The organism is Apilactobacillus kunkeei, assembly GCF_001421115.1.
Classification (GTDB): Bacteria; Bacillota; Bacilli; order Lactobacillales; family Lactobacillaceae; genus Apilactobacillus; species Apilactobacillus kunkeei_F.
The window spans coordinates 27,830-46,765 of record NZ_JXCW01000005.1; the positions used below are offsets into that span (position 1 = coordinate 27,830).

At 33.7% G+C, this 18,936-nt stretch carries 13 protein-coding genes; 2 read left to right on the forward strand and 11 right to left on the reverse strand.

The window, feature by feature from the left end; all coding sequences use genetic code 11:
- Positions 1-44: 44 nt before the first annotated feature.
- Entirely contained in the window at positions 45-1,364 is a 1,320-nt protein-coding gene (locus RZ55_RS04675; protein WP_054605707.1) for a DEAD/DEAH box helicase, read from the reverse strand.
- Between the two features lie 75 nt (positions 1,365-1,439).
- Positions 1,440-2,189: a GH25 family lysozyme gene (locus tag RZ55_RS04680; RefSeq protein ID WP_054605708.1), complete on the reverse strand. Its 750-nt coding sequence runs from the start codon at positions 2,187-2,189 to the stop codon at positions 1,440-1,442.
- Between the two features lie 220 nt (positions 2,190-2,409).
- Between RZ55_RS04680 and gntK the strand changes: the two genes are divergently transcribed.
- Together gntK and RZ55_RS04690 are read left to right on the forward strand one after the other, a co-directional pair.
- Positions 2,410-3,960 (forward strand): gluconokinase, encoded by a 1,551-nt coding sequence (gntK, locus tag RZ55_RS04685; RefSeq protein WP_053792862.1) that lies wholly within the window; start codon positions 2,410-2,412, stop codon positions 3,958-3,960.
- Between the two features lie 87 nt (positions 3,961-4,047).
- Entirely contained in the window at positions 4,048-5,376 is a 1,329-nt protein-coding gene (locus RZ55_RS04690) for an APC family permease (RefSeq protein ID WP_041152898.1), read from the forward strand.
- Between the two features lie 34 nt (positions 5,377-5,410).
- Here the strand turns inward: RZ55_RS04690 and RZ55_RS04695 are convergent, their stop codons facing one another.
- From RZ55_RS04695 to RZ55_RS04735, 9 genes are all read right to left on the reverse strand, one after another.
- Entirely contained in the window at positions 5,411-6,328 is a 918-nt protein-coding gene (locus RZ55_RS04695) for a helix-turn-helix transcriptional regulator (protein WP_054605709.1), read from the reverse strand.
- A 48-nt stretch (positions 6,329-6,376) separates the two neighbouring features.
- Positions 6,377-6,736 (reverse strand): VOC family protein, encoded by a 360-nt coding sequence (locus tag RZ55_RS04700; RefSeq protein WP_054605710.1) that lies wholly within the window; start codon positions 6,734-6,736, stop codon positions 6,377-6,379.
- Positions 6,737-6,813: 77 nt separating this feature from the next.
- Positions 6,814-7,479, reverse strand: coding sequence for a type 1 glutamine amidotransferase (locus tag RZ55_RS04705; RefSeq protein ID WP_054605711.1), 666 nt, complete (start codon positions 7,477-7,479; stop codon positions 6,814-6,816).
- A gap of 133 nt (positions 7,480-7,612) precedes the next feature.
- Complete coding sequence (locus tag RZ55_RS04710; protein ID WP_054605712.1) at positions 7,613-10,717, reverse strand: type III restriction-modification system endonuclease; 3,105 nt, start codon at positions 10,715-10,717, stop codon at positions 7,613-7,615.
- A 32-nt stretch (positions 10,718-10,749) separates the two neighbouring features.
- Positions 10,750-12,600 carry a site-specific DNA-methyltransferase gene (locus RZ55_RS04715; RefSeq protein ID WP_054605713.1) on the reverse strand — a complete coding sequence of 617 codons (1,851 nt, stop codon included), beginning with the start codon at positions 12,598-12,600 and terminating at the stop codon, positions 10,750-10,752.
- Entirely contained in the window at positions 12,600-13,160 is a 561-nt protein-coding gene (locus tag RZ55_RS04720; protein WP_054605714.1) for a hypothetical protein, read from the reverse strand. Before RZ55_RS04720 ends, RZ55_RS04715 begins: the two co-directional genes overlap by 1 nt.
- On the reverse strand, positions 13,161-16,355 hold the full coding sequence (locus tag RZ55_RS04725; RefSeq protein ID WP_057175880.1) for a helicase-related protein: 3,195 nt from the start codon (positions 16,353-16,355) through the stop codon (positions 13,161-13,163).
- A gap of 139 nt (positions 16,356-16,494) precedes the next feature.
- On the reverse strand, positions 16,495-17,862 hold the full coding sequence (rlmD, locus tag RZ55_RS04730) for a 23S rRNA (uracil(1939)-C(5))-methyltransferase RlmD (protein WP_054605716.1): 1,368 nt from the start codon (positions 17,860-17,862) through the stop codon (positions 16,495-16,497).
- Positions 17,863-17,946: 84 nt separating this feature from the next.
- A complete protein-coding gene (locus tag RZ55_RS04735) occupies positions 17,947-18,927 on the reverse strand; it encodes a diacylglycerol kinase (protein ID WP_053792865.1) in 981 nt (326 codons plus the stop codon).
- Between the last annotated feature and the right edge of the window lie 9 nt (positions 18,928-18,936).

Sequence of the window (18,936 nt, forward strand, 5' to 3'; positions counted from 1 at the left end):
GACAATTAATATTGTCGCATTTTAGTAAATTAATGTAAAGTTCTTTAACCCTGCTTATTGTTGTTTTTACGCCATTTGTTGCGCATTCCCTTATTCTTGGTATGCTTATTTTTCTTGACGCGTTTTTTAGGGGCTGGGTTAGAGACCACTTGTTTTTTAACCTTCTTAACACGAGTTTTGCTTGGTTCGTCCTTAGAAAATTTGTCGTTCTTAGCTGGCTTTTCTACCACTTCAACGACCTTTTCAGCGGTCTTTGGAACAGACTTTACAATCTTATTCTTATAGAAGTAACTTGGTTGGAAGTCAAAATCATAATCAGATAATAGATTCTTCAAGTCCCTTAAATCATGGTCATCACCAAAGTTAATTACCATTCCGTCTTCACCCATACGACCGGTTCTACCAACACGGTGAACGTAGTCAATGGCTTCATCAGGTAAATCGTAGTTAACTACGGCCGGTAGTTTGGCAATATCCAAACCACGCGCAGCAACATCAGTAGTTAATAATAACTTGATGCGACCTAATCTAAAATCATCCATCGCCTTTTGACGCTTGGTTTGATTTTGATCAGATGTTAGTTTAGCCACACCTTGATAGTGATTATGAACGAAGAAACTGTAAGTCTTATTCAAATCAACGGTTTGATTGAAGAATACCAATGCTTTGAAACCAGCAACGTGTTGTAAACGTGCCAACATCTTGTTTCTGTTCTTACGTAGGACATTCATCATGCCGTGTTCGACGTGACCTTGGGTCTTGTCTTCTGCACGCACGTCGACCTTTTGAATGTCACGGTTACCAAACCAACCGGATAGTTGGTCTAGAATTGGTGTCGCTGTGGCTGAGAAGAATTCCAATTGAACATCTGACATCATGGAAGAAACAATGTCTCTAACTGTGGTCAAAGTTTCACCTTGTAATAGGTCGTCAGCTTCATCAATTATAATAGTAGAAAAAAGATGAGTCTTTAGTTTCTTGTCATCGATTAAGTTCTTGATTCTACCTGCTGTACCAACGATTACTTCAGGATGCTTCTTCAAACGTTCCATTTGACGTTTGATGTTGGCACCACCGGTTAAAGCCAACACTTTCATTCCACGCAAATTAGCCCAGTTTCTGGCTACCTTTGCGGTTTGAATTGCTAGTTCTTGAGATGGTTCGATGATTAGTAATTGTGAACCACCTTCAGGTTCTAGAATTTCGATACTTGGAATTAAAAATGCAACTGTCTTTCCAGATCCGGTTGGTGATAGCCCTAAGACACTATCGTGGTTCTTGATAATTGGATAGACACGCTCTTGAATTAGCGTCTGTTTGTCATATCCAAGCTTGTTAAAATACTTTTGAAATTGTTCTAACATTCTGGGTTCCCCTACTTAAATTCGAATTAATATATCTTCTATTTTAGCAAATATCTTCATTAATATCGATGTTTATTAACGGTCTTGATTCTTCAATAGATACTGTTGCCAACCCTTATTGTTGCCATTAAATGCAATCTGGTTAACGTAGACGTTTGAACCATCAATACTAATCTTTCGATTATTCTTCACTTCGATAAAATTAGCGCGTTTGTTATTCACGTTGCCACTGAAGAACTGCACGTCGTGCGCAATCTTTTTATCTAATCGATTGAAAACGCTCGTGCTACTTCTAACAACCACATTGGTGTCATAGTATTTATGCACCATGTAAATGAATTCAGAAAGTCGGTGAACCTGATCATCTGATAAAGGTGAAGTCACCTCTACTAATGGTGGTAATGTTCCGTAATCATCGCCAACTTCTCGTGTGAAGTTCTTCAATTGATCCTTAATCGCGGTTTGCGTACTAAAAACATGGTAGGAGCCAACCTGCAAACCAGACCCCTGGCTGCGTTGGAAATTATCACTAAAGTCATCATCTGTATATGTAGCACCCTGACTGGCACGAATGTAAACAAACTTTTGGCCGGTATTGGCTAGGGTCACGAAATCGATATACCCATTTGATTGGCTAATCATGATTCCCTTAACTTGATACTTATTAATCATATTATTTTCATAACTTTGGTATCCAATATAGCCGAAGATTGATCCTAATAATACAATTAAGACTGCAATTAGCCATGCATATTTTTTGAAAAATCGACCGTAGTTTTTAGTAGGCTTTGATTTTTGATGATACAAAGACATTCTGGTATCCATTCACTCACCTCTTTTATACAATTAACCTTATTATAATCATAATGACTGCAAATTACTATAAAACGCGTTAAAAGACTTGAATCGGCCTTTTTTTTTCAATATAATGAAAGCGGTAACTAAATAAATTAGTGATGACTTTTTATGCGGATTTTATTATAATAGTTAACATTATTAAAAAATAAATTAAGTCTCTCTTTTTAGATCGAAAGGAAGTTATGTTATGAACTACATCATTGGTGTTGATATTGGAACAACCAGTGTAAAAACTGTTTTGTACGATACCGATGGAGAAGTTAAGGGATACTCAAACGATGGTTATCCTTTATACCAAGATACTCCAGATATGGCCGAAGAAGATCCAGAAGAAATCTTCTCTGCCATGCTTGCAGGTCTAACTGAAGTTTTACGTAAGGCTGACCTAAAGAATGGTACATTGAAGGGTATCTCATTCTCATGTGCTATGCACAGTTTGATTTTACTTGATGAAAACCACAAACCATTAACTCGTGCTATTACATGGGCTGATAACCGTGCCGTTAACTACGCTGACCAACTAAAGGAAAGCGGTAAGGCTAAGGAATTATACGAAAAGACTGGTACTCCAGTTCACCCTATGACTCCTCTAACCAAGTTAATGTGGTTGAAAAATGAAAGAAAAGATGTATATGACAAGGCTGCCTACTTCGTAGGTATCAAGGAATACATCCTATACAAACTATTTGGTGAATTAAAAGAAGATTACTCAATTGCCAATGCTACTGGTATGTTCAACATCTTCAAGATGGATTGGGACGAAGAAGCACTTGAATTAACTGGTGTATCACGTGACCAACTTCCTGAATTAGTTGACACTACATACCAATTCAAGGGACTAAACAAAGCTTACGCTAACGTAATTGGTATCGATGAAGATACTCCATTCGTTATTGGTTCTTCAGATGGTCCATTAGCTAACCTTGGTGTTAACGCTATTAAGCCAGGTGTTCTAGCTGTTACAATTGGTACTTCTGGTGCCGTTCGTGTCGTTACTGACAAACCTGTTATTGATCCTAAAGGTCGTGTTTTCTGTTACTACTTATCAAAAGACAAATGGGTTGTCGGGGGACCTGTTAACAACGGTGGTATCGTCTTCCGTTGGGTAAGAGATCAACTATGTGCACCTGAAAAGGTTACTGCCGAACAAATGCACATGGATTCATACGACTTATTAACTGAAATTGCTTCACAAATTCCAGCCGGTTCTGATGGATTACTATTCCACCCATTCTTAGGTGGTGAACGTGCTCCTATCTGGGACGCTAACGCTCGTGGTTCATTCTTTGGTTTAACTCGTATCCACACTCGTGCTCATATGATTAGATCAGCTCTAGAAGGAATCGTATTTAACCTATACACTGTTAGTCTTGCCCTAGAAGAAGTTATCGGTAAGCCAACAAGTATCCAAGCTACTGGTGGTTTTGCTCGTTCAGAACTATGGCGTCAAATGTTAGCTGACATCTTCGAACAAGATGTTACTATTCCAGAAAGTTTTGAAGGTACTGCTTTAGGTGCTGCCACATTAGGTATGTACTCATTAGGTATCATCGATGACCTAGAAAAGGTTAAGGACTTCGTTGGAGTAACTAACGCCCACAAGCCAAATCCTGACAACTACAAAGTTTACCGTGAATTAGCTCCTATCTACATTCGTTTGAGTCGTCAACTTCAAACTGAATACAAGAACATTGCTGAATTCCAACGTAAACACGATGTTGAAAGCGAAGACAAATAATAACTAATATTATTTACGAAAAAGGTTGGGTGTCTATTTAGACCCCTTCCTTTTTTATATTAAAAATTATCTAGGAGGATATTCGTCATGCATGAAAACGAATTAAAACGTGGAATTGGCATGATGGCTGCTCTTTCAACAGTTATGGGAACTGTTATCGGTGCCGGTGTGTTCTTTAAGACCGCCAGCGTTGTTAACAGTACTCATTCATTTACACTAACCGTATTAGCATGGATTGTTGGTGGATTACTAACTATCTGTGCCGGTTTGACTGTATCTGAACTAGCAGCTGCCATTCCTAAGACCGGTGGAGCCATCAAGTACCTTGATTATACTTATGGTCCGCTAACTGGTTTTTCAATGGGTTGGGCCCAAATCTTGGTCTACTACCCTGCCAATATTGCCGCTGAAGCAATTATTTTCTCAACACAATTAATTAACCTATTCCATTTAAACCCAAACATCCTAAACCCAATGGCAATCATTGTGGCATTGAGTGTGTTATTCATTAACTTATTGGGATCAAAGATTAGTGGAAACGTTCAAACAGTTGCCCTTATTTGTAAGCTAATTCCAATTATTCTAATTGCTATTTTTGGTCTATTTATTCCTGGTGCTGTTCACGTTTCATTCTTACCAATTAGTCCAAGTGATCACGCCAATGTCTGGACTGCATTCGGTTCAGGTTTACTAGCAACTATGTTTGCTTACGATGGTTGGATTGGTGTTTGTGACGTTGCCGGTGAAATTAAGAACCCTAAGAAGAACTTACCAAAGGCCATCATTATCGGTCTAAGTTTGATTATGGTTATCTACACATTGGTAAACGTTGCCTTCCTAAAGACACTTCCAATTGATCACATCGCTGGTAACCAAAACACCGCATCAGAAACTGCTATCAAGCTATTCGGTGAATTCGGTGGTAAGTTAGTTACTATCGGTATCCTAGTTTCTGTTTACGGTTCATTGAACGGTTACACCCTATCAGGTATGAGAATTCCTTATGCCATGGGTCAAAGCAAGTCACTTCCATTCAGTGATTGGTTCGCTAAACTTTCAAAGAAGACTCGCGTCCCTTACACTTCAGGAATCTTCCAATTTGTAATCGCAATTCTAATGATTTTTGCTGGTAGTTTTGACCTATTAACCGACATGTTAGTGTTTGTTATGTGGATCTTTAACTGTCTACTATTCGTTGCCGTATTCAAGCTTCGTCGTAAGGAACCTGAAATGATTCGTCCATACAAGGTGCCTTGGTACCCAATCGTACCAATCATCGCCTTAGTTGGTGGTATCTTCATCCTTGCTGAAACATTGATTACTCAAACTGGTTTGGCATTAGTCGGATTACTATTAACATTAATCGGTATTCCGGTTTACTACCTACAACAAAGACACTTGAAAAACAGTAAATAATAAAAAAGCATTCGATTAAGTTCGAATGCTTTTTTTATTTATATAAATGATTCATTTTTTGAATTTCGCTTTTAACCTTCTCAACTATGCTGCTTGGCGATATCACCTTAGCATTGACTCCTAAACGTAAAATATCTGAAACAACGTACTTTGAATGTCTTTTGGGAAATGATGCCTTTAACATTAGCTTATCTTTGTCATATTTGGAATATATTCCATTGTATAGCCAATGATTAGTTATATCATCTTTACTTCTTTTATTAACGATTATTTTTATCTTTATCCATTCATCATCATCTAGTCCCTTTTGATACCACTCATTAAACGTCATGATGTCATTTGGTATTTTGTAACCAGGATATTCATTTAAAACTTTAATCTGATCAATTCTAACGTTTGGATATGTACCGTCATTGATATCATATCCTACCATATACCAATATCCATTCCATGCGTATAGTCCAATCGGCACTATCTTTCTTTGTTCATTTTTATAATTAATCATAATTAGCATTTTTTTGCCAATATAATCATATATTTGTTTTATATTTTTTACTTTCAATCCTCGATTTGGATAAATAAATTTAACCCCCATATCTTCTTCAACATCATATTTTTCAAACCAGTCTTTGATTTTTAATTGAATTCGTTCTGAAGTTGTAGAAAAAGGTGTGTCAATTACTTTATTTAACATTTGCAAGGAGAATAATATTGCTTTTGCTTCATCTGATGAAAAAGCAATCGGTGGAAGTTTTATACTGTCTAAAACGCGATATCCGCCGTTTTTACCTTTTTCGGCATAAATGGGCACACTTAAAGATGAAAGCGTCTCTAAGTCCCGAAAAATCGTCCTAGTGGAAACATCAAAGTGTTTTGACAACTCAGTTGTAGTGAATTGACGATGCATATAAATATATAACCAAATTTTGATGATTCTTTCAGTTTGTTGCAAACTAGCTCCTCCTAATAAAAAAGGAGATGAAATCCCATCTCCTTTTTACTATTGTTGTTCTTGGATTCCTAAAACATGTCCCTTATTATCTTTTACTAGTGATTGGGTAAAACCAGTGTCAGTTGTGAACTTAGGTACAACAATACTACCACCATTCTTTAAAACATCTTCTATAGTTTCATCAACACTGTTAACCCCAATGTAGAAAGCGACCCATTCTTCTTTATCCTTTGAGTATGGATCTGCAATTGCCGCTAGCATATGGTTAGGACTTTTAGGGTCCATTACTCGATATTCCATCTCACCTGCTGGTGGATAAACATTCCATCCAAAGACATTTTGATAAAAATCTACCATTTCTTTTGAATTATTTGAAGTAATTTCAATAAAAGTAATTGGGTTTGCCATATTAACAATACCTCTTTCTATAATTTCAAAATTTATTTTAGAGGATAAATATGACACATTACTTCATGTTATAATTTTTATTTTGCAATGTAATCTAAGATTGCATACATCACTTGTTTATTTTCTTTTGGTACTGGTCTAGCTAGGATATCTTCATTAGTTTGATTCAACGCTGATCCAGCAACGTACTTGTTATCATTTGTAACAATCTCTCTGACTTCGTCAGTACCCAATTCAAAGTGGAATTGTAAACCAACAATTTTGTCGCCAATGATGAATCCTTGGTTTTCTACTAAGTCACTTGAGAATAATAATTCACCATTCTTTGGAATTTCAAACATTTCACCATGCCAATGCATTGCAGTAAGTTTGTTGTAAATTCCAGGAATGCGTTCTGATCTTAAATATACCGGTGCCCAACCCACTTCCTTAGCTGGTGAAACAGTAATTTTAGCTCCAAATGTTTTGGCGATTTGTTGCGCACCAAAACAGGCACCGTAGATTGGCACATCTTTTTCAGCAAGTTCTTTTATAATATCGCGTTCGAATTCAATCCAATCAATATCATCATTAACACTCATTGGACCGCCCATGATAACTAACATATCAGTTTCATCTACCTTTGGTAGGATACCAAATTGGTATGGATGATAAATGTAAACATCATGTCCCCTGTCATGTGCCCAATCCAAAATCGAACCTGGTCGTTCGTTTGGAGTATGTTGAATAATATTAATACGCATAATTTTTCGCCTACTTCTATATTTAATTTTTTATGTTTGATATTTTTAATAGGGATTAATATATACCTAAAATGTAGGGAGTGCAAAAAAAGACACCTAGTTGGCCTTAACCATTAGGTATCTTTTTATTTTTTTATGACAATTTATCCATCATTTTTTCGTAACTATCTACAACGTCATAAGTTACTTCGCTATTGGAAATAACCTTGAAGTGTTGACGAGCTGCCTCTATTTTCGCATTTTCAACACCCTTTAGACTCAACTCAATATTATCAGAATTTCCTTTTGTTTCGGCAATAAAGTAAACATGCTTTCTTTCAGGTTCGTTTAATACGATAGCCCAGTCCGGGTTATATCTACCTACTGGAGTATTGATATAAAATCCCCCTGGAAGCTTTACATACATTCCAACATTATTTTCTTCATCTAATTCGTTGTAGAAATTCTTTTCTACTTTAGAATCTATTCTAATCTTGTCATAAAGGTGCTTCTTAGCTTCAAAAACATTTTCACCCATGATTCCTTGTATATCGCTGTTAGCAAATATTGCATCTTCATCCCAAACTTCATCAAGTTTATTATAGACGATATGTGAAATGATATTTTGTGCTTTTACACCATTAATTATGTTACTTATTTGAGCAATAAAGTTTTCAGGATTTAACTTATATTTATCAAATTGTTGTGAATTAATTCCAGCTAATATGTGTCCTACAGTTTTTCTTAGCAATCCTACTTTATCAGCTACCTCTCCAATTAAATCATACTTAACCTCATTAACTGGATTATAGATTTTTTCAAACTCTTTACTGTCAACTTTGAAAGATGTGCCATTATCATTAGCGCTCATATTTCCCTCTGTTATACGCGCCTTTAAGGTTGTTACAGTAAGGCTCTTATCAATAACTTGTATGGACTTATCAATAATTTCTTGATCATCAAAATCAACTGTGTAATAAGACTTATGCTTTATTTTAGACCAAAGTTCCTTAAACTCTTTACTTGCGTATCTTTCCTTATTAAGTTTTAACTTCGTTCTCTTGTTAGCATTATCAACAATTACATCCTTAGGATCATATACACTGTTAATTAAGTGCTGGATTGAGTTTGCATACTTTTTATAGTCCTCATTTAATACGTTCTCTATCTTTAGCTTTTGATTTTCACTAGACAATGACTTGTATGCGCTTGTTGATTGCTTATCACTATCAATAATACTTCCTAATTTTAAGTCAGACCAAATCTCAGCAGCTTGTGAATTATCAACAGTCATTCTATCAATAACGTTTCCATCACTATCCTTAGCTTCAAATTCTTGTCCCTCAAATAACTTAGGTTCAATAAACCTAGGACGATTCTTTACTGACTCTGAGATTTCTTTTTGTAATTCTGCGGCGAAATTTTCGTAGCTTTCATTTGCAATTACAGTCAAAACATTAACTTGTTGAACTTCATTTTCACCGAGTGCCTCTGCATCTTGACGATCACCATTCTGATTTACAGATAATCTAAGTCCTCGACCAATTTCTTGTCGTTTCTTAATTTCTGAAGAGGATTGACGTAAGGTAGCTATTTGAAATACATTTGGATTATCCCATCCCTCTTTTAATGCGGAATGAGAGAATATAAATCTAACAGGCTCCTTAAAAGATAATAATCTTTCCTTATCTTTCATAATTAAATCATATGCAGAAATATCATCGCTTGATTCTCTTCCTCTTTTAACCTTACTATCAACAGATTTTCCTTTTTTGTCTACTGAAAAATATCCCGCGTGGACCATTTCTGGATTATCAATGTCTCTTTCTAGATATTCTCGATATTTGTCGTCCAGAAAACTATTATTAAGTTTACCTTTGACTAACTTTTCATATTCTTCTTCAAAAATATGAGCATACTTCCCTTTATTATCTTCAGAGTCATAATCTTTATACTTAACTACTTCATCAATAAAGAATAATGATAGTGTTTTAATGCCTCTTTTAAATAAGCTTTCTTCTTTATCAAGATGAGATTTTATAGTTTCTCTAATTTGAATTCTTCTAAGATCATCTTCATTAGCATCACCAATAACCTGTCCCACGCTAAGTTTAATACCATTTATAAATTCTATAAATTGTTCAGTAGCATTTATTTCAGAAATAACAAATCCATTGCGATAAGATTCAATCTCACCGGAAAGATCATATATGCTATCACCCTTATCAAGTAACTTAAACGTTTTAACAACTTGTCCTTTAGATGATATTTTTTCAAAATTAACCCTAGCTTTCAAAGAAGGACTTTCTTTAATAGATTCCAAATATAGATATCCATTGGATGCATTAGAGCCTACCATCTCGATTCCTTTAGCTGAAATCCTTTTTACTAATTTCTTTTGATATGCATCCACTGCATCCAAACGATAGACCATATTGTAATTTTCTCTATGAGTTGCTGAGTAATTAATGAAAAATAGCGGATTAAACTTTGCAAGACCAACTCTGGTGGCATTTAATTGTGATTTTGTTCCACCAAGTACTGATTGTGGTTCATCAATAATCATAATTGGATTTGTAGCAGCAATTATGTCAATTGGCTTTCTACCCCTAAACTGATCAAGAACCATATCGATACGTCTAGCATCTGCCCCTCTGGCATTAAAAGCCTGAGTATTTATTATCATTACATTGATTCCAGAATCACTAGCAAAAGCATCAATTTTTTCTAAATTACTAGAATTATATATAAATGATCTAATTGACTTTCCATATTCTCTTTTAAAATGTTCGGATGTCGAATCAAAAGTTTTAGCAATACCTTCTCTAATTGCCACGCTTGGAACTACAATAATAAACTTTGACCATCCATATTTTTGGTTTAATTCCAGCATGGTTTTAATATAAGTATATGTTTTACCAGTACCAGTTTCCATTTCAACAGTAAGAGTTAAACTACTTCTAGAATTATCGACTTTGGTATCTTTGTCTTTTCCACCAATATCCATCTTATTTAATTTGGAATCTTGTAATAGACCATTTTTCTTTTGAACAGATTTTATATTTTTTAGTATTTCATCATTTGAAAGATTTATAAATTCATTTTTAAATCCTTCAGATATATCTAAAATTATGTTTTTATCATTTCCTGTATCCATCATGTATGATGCTTTACTTTGTTTGGGTTGACCTTCAAATACAGATGTAACAGCATCAACGGCATCAACTTGAAACTGTTGATTCTTATATTGAAGTTTCATATTAATCCTCCATTATATCCATAATAACCATCTTAAATTACCTTAACTTTTGTATCAGGGCTTGTAATTCTAAATTGTTCTAATAAGTTCACTTTTTGTGATGATTTATCGAAAGTTGATTCTTTGAACACAGCAATTAAAGGTTTTAAGTCAGCAATTTTACGAATTAAATCATCAGACAAATCATCTCCAAAATATGCAACCACTCCAGAAAGAACTCCAAAATAATCGTACTTAATAACTTTCTTACCATCTAAAGTATCAATAGAAATAGGTCGATTATATTCAAAAGCACTACTTATTAATACATCATAAAGTAATTCATAATCAGAACGATTATCTGAATTATTTTCAATATCCATGATTAACTGACCCTGTTTCAAGTCAGATGCTTTCTTAAAAACATTTTCATCCAGATTTGTATTTTCTACCTTTAAAGCTCTGAAGCCACTATTATCATCAAGTTTACTAGCTGAACGTTTTATTCTGTCTCTTGAAATCTCATCAATTGTTTTATAACCATTTTTATAAGCTAACGATGATTCATCAATTTTTTCATCTAATGTGACTAGTATAAATTTTCTATTTCCATTATCTTCTTTATTTAATTTGAATAAGGCTTCGGCAGTTGTCCCTGATCCAGCAAAGAAATCCAATACCAAGCTATTTTTGTTTGTTCCAACTTCTAGAAAGTCCTTAATTAATGGAGTTGGTTTTGGAAAATCAAATATTTTATTGTCAAAAAGTTTTTCAACTTCTGTTGTTCCAGTGGCACTAGCATATTTTGCATCATATAGAATACTTCTAATAAGTCTTTCTTTATTTCGAAGCTTTTGTACTATTTTGTACTCACCATTTTTATCATAATACGCAACAATATCTTTGTTTAAGTTTTCTGCAGATTTTTCTTTTCCCCATCTCCAAACAAATTGCACATTATTCTTAACAGACTTTGGTGGATATATTTTTATACTATTTTCTTTTTTTTCTAGTCCAATTTCAAAAAAATCATTATCTATTTTTTTATCTGTATACACATAGAAAGGATAATATAAATTGGGACGATTTTCTGGAGTGAATTTTTCGTTACTATTATAAAGACCTATTAAATTAAAACCGCCATCATCATCATTGTACTTAAATTTTTTATCTTTCACTGGTAACTTATTTGTAATTGTATCCTCTTTATTTTTGCTGTAAAAAAGAGCATATTCATGTTGTTGCCCTATATGACCGTAATCCCTAGCATTAGGTGATGAACGAACTATAAAATCACCAATAAAATTATTTTCTCCAAAAATTTCATCCATTATCATTCTCAAGTTAGATTGTTCGTTATCATCTATGGACACGTAGATAACACCATTATCCGATAAAAGATTTCTTGCTAACTTAAGTCTTGGATACATCATTGAAAGCCAATCAGAATGATATCTGCCACTGTTTTTATCATTTTTTATCAACCTATTTCCTTCTTCATCAACATTACCTTCGGAAAGATCTGTTTCTTGTTTACTTTTTCTGAAGTCGTCCTTATATACAAAGTCTTTTCCAGTGTTATAAGGAGGATCAATATAAATCATATCAATTTTTCCTAAATAAGATTCTTGCATTAACTTTAGTGCTTCTAAATTATCACCTGTAATGAATAAATTTTCTGAATTTTTAAAATCAACACTTTCTTTTTCATCTGGCTTTAATGTTTTAGTCGATGGAGAAGCTGCTTCAAAATATGCCTTAGCTTTCCCATTCCATGTGAAATCATATCTTTCTTTTTGTTCATCAGCCTTTTCAAATAAATCACGTAATTCATTTAACATATTTTCATCAACCTTACGTGATTTAATATCAGAGAGGTCTATTTTTTCTGGTCTATTGGTCATTATAATTCTCCTTCAATCTTTATTTTGCTTTGCTCCAATACATATCTTTTTCTAGCCAATTCTTGTTTTTTATTCAATTGCGAAATATTTTTTATTTTATTATTAATATCAGTGATGTTTTTTTCTAGCTGTTTCAATTTATTATATTTATTTATTTGATCAGTTAAAGGAACGGATGTACCTCCTATTCCCAATATTTGTCTAACAAAGTTATCTCTAATATCATCTGTTGATATTCCTGTCATGGATAGTTTACTATCTATTTTTTTAGAAAAAAATTGTTTATTGTATTCCATTACAGCAATATCTTCGTTAACGATAAAAAGTATTTCTTGCGGAATCTTATCCTTAATTTCTTTAATTACATTAATATCAAAATCAGGTATATCAACACTGATAACTTCAATTTCATTAACGTTATTCGATAGAACATTAATTGTAATTGTCGATAATTTCGCAATCCATCTAATTCTTTCTATACTGGTTGGATTTTTAAAATTAAACCTATCCTTTGGAATAATTCTATTAATAATTGCTGAGTTTGGTATATCTAATATCATTTAATCACCTTTAACTACTAGGAAATCTATTAATTCAAAATCATTCAATCCATTTACGTCATTCTCTAGTGCTGTTGTTCCACCACTTGTAAATAAACTATCAATGTCATTCTCTTCCTTCTTACTAATCATTGAATCAATAGCAGAATTAAGTAATATAGAATACTTATTCATATTCTTTCCGTTATTTGTTTCTGAGTTAAATTTATCAGTTAGTTTATATAATGGTTCATCATAATTTTTAGACAAAAATCTCATGTCATCTAAAATTGATTTAGGATTCAAATGACTGGAAATAATTTGTCCCTCATCAGAAATATAAATCAAATAAAAAGGATGTAATCGATTTTGCTTGTCAATATTCATAGCATTATTTCGATTACGTAGTACAAATATTACTCCTTCTGGATGATTGTCATCAGCTTTTGCAACTCCATGAATTCCAAATGGTTTTGCCTCATAGTCTCCATACTTTTCTCTTAATTGTTGAAGATCTAATTGAAATTCATTTAGTCCTAAATCCATGATATTAACACCACTAGACATATCTTCTAGATCAACAACCTCATTTTGTAATGTTTCCAATTGTTTCTTTCTATAGGCCATGTCAGGGTCTGTATTGTCAATAGTATCTTCACCTGTTGATGATATTGCAATTAACTTAGCACGATTCTCCACTCTTGCTTTCAAATTAATATATTCATCTAATGAAATATCTGGCCAAAAATTAACCATTTGTATTTCTGAATTATCAGATCCAATTCTATCAATTCTACCAAATCTTTGAATTATTCTAACTGGGTTCCAGTGTATATCATAGTTTATTAGGTAATCAGCATCTTGTAGATTTTGTCCTTCACTAATAACATCAGTCGCTATAACAACATCAATATCTCCGGTGATTCCTAAAGCATCCCTGTTTTTGGATTTAGGACTAAATAATGTAAGCAAATGATTAAAATCATTTTTCAAATTTGGAATTGTAGATGCCGTTCTATCTCCAGAAATCAGTGCTGTATTAATATTTTCATTATCCAATAAAACTCCAGATAGATTGTCATATAAATAATTAGCTGTATCAGCAAAAGCAGTAAAAATCAGAATTTTTTTATTATCCTTATTAATAGGATGTTCAATTTTTTGCTTAATTAGTTTCTGTAGCTCCATCATCTTAGTATCATGATTAGGAGTAATTTCGCTTACTACATCTAGCATGTTGTTAAATACTTCTTTATCGTTTATAAGCTGTTTTCTCCATGACACATAATCCATATCTTTTATGCTTATTTTTAAATCTTTACCAACGACAAAATCATCATCACTAAGTTCTGAAGAAAAATTATCCACAGATCCATGATTATATTTTTCGAATTCATCTATTACTTGAAGCTTTCCGTTAATGTTATTCAAAATATTCTGACTGGTTTTTCTAAATGAGTATATTGAGCTTTCAGCCCTTTTTAATAAATTAGTAATCATTAACTGATTACGACCTTTTTCTCTATTACTCCAAGTTGATGCATTAGGTTGCGAGGAATCAATGTATTTATCCAATTTAGATGGATAAACATATTGTAGCGGATTATAAACTTCTAGATTAAGTTGATCTATGAAACCGAAAAGATCATCGTAAGAAATTTCCAAGTCAGTTAATTTAGGACTTTTATTTATTGGTGACAATCTAGTTGGAAACTTTCCAATTTTTGCATTGTCATAATATTTTTCAATATGTTTGCGACTTCTTGCAATTGTGACACTATCCAGTAATTCAAAGAAATCAAAATCTAACATATCTAAAAGTTTTTCTGTTGTACGATCTACAGCATCTAAAGAAGACCAATCCTTAAATGCTCGTTGTGCTTGTGCAAATATCTCTGTAACATTACTTTCAGTGTTTAATGTTTCACTTAAATTATCACTATCTCCCTCAGCAGCTAACATTAATTGATTTTTTAAGTCAGAAAAATCAGTATTAACTGGTGTAGCCGAAAGCATTAAAACTTTTGTCTTAACACCTGATTTAATAATTTTTCTCATCAACTTTTGATATCGATTTTCTGAATCATCGTGTTTTTTATGCGTTGTTCCTTCACCGTTTCTGAAATTATGACTTTCATCAATAACAACTAAGTCATAATTACCCCAATTTATTTTAGATAAATCAATTCCGTTACTTTCACCATTTTCTCTATCCATATCAGTGTGAAATAAAACATCATATCTTAATCGGTCTTCAGCCAATGGATTATTTTTATAGTTGTTCTTATAGTTATTCCAATTGTCTTTTAGTCGTTTTGGAGATAATACGAGAACGTTCTTGTTTCTGGATTCGTAATATTTTATAACTCCAATTGCCGAAAAAGTCTTACCCAGACCAACTGAATCGGCTAGAATAACACCATTATGTTTTTCGAGTTTACTAATTGCTCCGATAACAGCATCTTTTTGAAAATCATACAATAATGACCAAATTTTTGATTCTTTAAATCCCGTTCTATCGTTAGGTATGTAGTCTTCATCCAAATCAGTTAAAAATTCACTAAAAATATTATATAGTGCAACATAGTAAATAAACTCTGGAGCATTCTCTTGATATGCTGCAGTTATATTATCTAATACATTATCTGTAACCTCATCTATGTACTCTTGGTTATTCCAGACGACATCAAAAGCATTTAAGAATCTCTTGGTGTTTTCATTTTCTATTTTAGATATGTTATAAATTAATTTATCGCCTTTTGTAACCCCCAGATCTGCTGTTGTGAATTCATCGACGGGTGCGTAAACTGAACTCTCACTTCCATTTTCAATAGTCATGAAATTGTCCATTCTTTGACCTGAAACGTTAGATTTAAAGGTTACTTTATTTTTTATCCATTCAGCAGCTTCCTTTGCAATCGCTTTTTGTGTTAATTCGTTTCTAATCTTAATTTCGAATTCATCACCGTAAAGCTTGCTCTCATGATTTAACCTAGGAATGTAAAATTCTCTTTCTTTTTTTGGAATTTGTTCTTTTGTAAACAAATCACTCGAAAACAAAAATTGAACAGACTCTACCTTCTCAAGTTCTTTCTTTAACGATTCATAAGCGTATATTGAAAAGGATGCAGCCGCTATCTTTATTTTGCTATGTGATTTAATTTCTTTTTTTAGATCATCTATAACTCTTTCCGTAACGTTATCAAAGTTCTTCATTCCAAAAAATCCTCTCAGTAGTTATATTTAAAGTATAAATGTAATATCGAGCTTAAACAACAGCATTTAATAAATAGTTATATGATTTTAATATTAAACTAAAAAAAGACACCCTATCGCAGGGTGTCTTTTCTCTTACCTATTTCTTTTCAAAAACAGTCACTGATTCAACGTGAACAGTTTGTGGGAATTGGTCAACCGGTTGAACTGGTTGAGTGATTTCATAACCGTATTCAGCTAAACGACGAGCATCACGTACTAATGTTGATGGGTTACATGATACATAAACAATCTTCTTAGGTGCTACTTGAGCAGCACTGTCGATGAATGATGATGCAAGTCCCTTACGTGGAGGATCAACCATGATAACATCTGGTTTCAATCCTTGTGCTTGCCATTTTTCCATTTGGTCTTCAGCACTACCGGTTACGAAAGTAGTGTTGTTGATGTGGTTCTTTTGGGCGTTAATCTTAGCATCTTCGATAGCTTCCTTAACAATTTCCACACCGTAAACCTTCTTAGCATGTTCAGCAACAGCAAGTGAGATAGTACCAATACCACAGTAAGCATCGATTACTGTTTGAGTACCATCTAGTTGTGCCTTTTCAATTGCTAAAGAGTAAAGCTTTTCAGTTTGTTCTGGGTTAACTTGGTAGAATGAGTTCAATGAAATAGCGAACTTCAAACCAAGTAACTTATCTTCGATGTACTTCTTACCATCTAGGCAAACGGTACTCTTACCTAACAAACCGTTACCATCTGACAAGTTGATGTTTTGCATGATACTTGTCACTTCTGGTAAGGCTTCCTTGATTTCACGAACGATAATATCAACCATTGGAATCTTCTTGGTACGAGTAATCAAACCAATCATCATTTCGTTAGTGTAGTGACCTCTTCTAACCATGATGTTTCTAATCACACCACTGTGCTTATTTTCATTGTATGGTTCGATGTGGTACTTACGTAAGATGTCTCTTACGACAACAATCGCCTTGTCGATTTCTTGATCTTGGATGTAGAAATCTTCAATGGTTACTAGGTCGTGAGAATGCTTACGGAAGAAACCAGTTTGTAGCTTTCCATTAATTGAACGAACTGGAATTTGGGCCTTGTTTCTGTAATGAGTTGGGTTATCCATGCCAATAGTTGGCAATACTTCAACATCCATCTTTGATTTATCAAAAAGTTCTTGGATTTGATGTTGTTTGAATTCCAATTGTGCATCGTATTTTAGATGTTGTAATGGAGCGATTCCTGTACGAGTGTAGTTTCTGTCGATGTTTTCTACACGATCTGGTGACTTAGTTAGTAATTTTTCTAACTTCGCGAAACCAAAGTTTTGGTTAACTTTGATTACCTTAATCAAAGCTTTTTCGCCTGGAAGAGTGTCTTCAATAAACAAAGGATAATCCTCAATCTTGGCTACTCCCAAGCCTTGGTAAGTTAAGTCGATAATATCGACTTCATATTCTTCGTTCTTTGTAACTGGTGCTTTAAATTTCATATTTACCCCTTTTTCTAAACAAAAAAGTTTTGTTGTAATCTTCTAAAATAATCATACAACAAAACTTTTCGTTTTTAAATTCCACTATGATAATTTATCTACTTTGTCGACGAATTCTTTTTCCACCTTTTCAGCATCAAAACTGATAGACTTCTTTGGCATTTCATCGACATTAGCAAACATTTCAATGTGTTGCTTTAAGTCAATAAACGTCATTGGTGCGTCGCCACCATATTCACCATCCAAGTTAATTTGCATCTTGTCTTGAACAGGATTAGCAACTAACTTGCTGGTCTTCTTGTAAATGATTCGAGGGTCATTGATATGGCGACCACCACTTAAGACTTTCGCAAGTAGTTGAACAATTTCAACGATGTTACTGGTCTTAACAATAATCATTGTAAACTTACCATCGTCTAACTTGGCGTCTGGAACAATTTGTTCCAAACCACCGATTGAGTTAGTCATAGCAAGTAAAAACATTGAAGCTTTACCTTTGAATTCTCCACCATCATATTCAAGATCCATTTCGATTGGCTTAATTCTTGGAAGCAATTCAGCTCCACGAACTAGGTAAGCCAAGTAACCAAAAATGGTCTTTAAATCTGAAGGAACATCGTAGGTTAATTCGGTTAACAAACCACCACCAGCAATATTCATGAAGTATTTTTCTCCAGCTTTACCAATGTCCATGTTGAAAGTTTGGCCTTTCAAAACAACTTTGGCCGCCTCAACTGGATCTTCTCTTGGAATATGCAATGCACGGGCAAAGTCATTGGTGGTCCCAGCTGGAATAATTGCTAGCTTAGGACGTTTTTCTAGTGGTGCAATCCCATTAACGACTTCGTTAATAGTTCCATCCCCACCAGCAGCAACAATCAAGTCAAAGCCATCTAGTGATGCTCTCTTGGCTTCATCGCGTGCTGAGTTAGGTTTAGGAGTGGTTGCGTATGCACTAGTTTCATAACCAGCTTCTTCGAAAACAGCGAGAATATCAATCAGGTTGCGTTTCAAAGCCTCACGGCCAGATGTTGGATTGTATATTACACGTGCCCTTTTTTGCATTTCCAAATT

Bases quoted from the DNA above. Each gene is read 5' to 3' on its own strand.
- RZ55_RS04720 (WP_054605714.1), bottom strand. From the start codon at position 13,160: ATGATATTAGATATACCAAACTCAGCAATTATTAATAGAATTATTCCA.
- RZ55_RS04725 (WP_057175880.1), bottom strand. From the start codon at position 16,355: ATGAAGAACTTTGATAACGTTACGGAAAGAGTTATAGATGATCTAAAA.
- rlmD (WP_054605716.1), bottom strand. From the start codon at position 17,862: ATGAAATTTAAAGCACCAGTTACAAAGAACGAAGAATATGAAGTCGAT.
- RZ55_RS04690 (WP_041152898.1), top strand. From the start codon at position 4,048: ATGCATGAAAACGAATTAAAACGTGGAATTGGCATGATGGCTGCTCTT.
- RZ55_RS04700 (WP_054605710.1), bottom strand. From the start codon at position 6,736: ATGGCAAACCCAATTACTTTTATTGAAATTACTTCAAATAATTCAAAA.
- RZ55_RS04705 (WP_054605711.1), bottom strand. From the start codon at position 7,479: ATGCGTATTAATATTATTCAACATACTCCAAACGAACGACCAGGTTCG.
- RZ55_RS04735 (WP_053792865.1), bottom strand. From the start codon at position 18,927: ATGCAAAAAAGGGCACGTGTAATATACAATCCAACATCTGGCCGTGAG.
- RZ55_RS04715 (WP_054605713.1), bottom strand. From the start codon at position 12,600: ATGACCAATAGACCAGAAAAAATAGACCTCTCTGATATTAAATCACGT.
- RZ55_RS04675 (WP_054605707.1), bottom strand. From the start codon at position 1,364: ATGTTAGAACAATTTCAAAAGTATTTTAACAAGCTTGGATATGACAAA.
- RZ55_RS04680 (WP_054605708.1), bottom strand. From the start codon at position 2,189: ATGGATACCAGAATGTCTTTGTATCATCAAAAATCAAAGCCTACTAAA.
- gntK (WP_053792862.1), top strand. From the start codon at position 2,410: ATGAACTACATCATTGGTGTTGATATTGGAACAACCAGTGTAAAAACT.
- RZ55_RS04710 (WP_054605712.1), bottom strand. From the start codon at position 10,717: ATGAAACTTCAATATAAGAATCAACAGTTTCAAGTTGATGCCGTTGAT.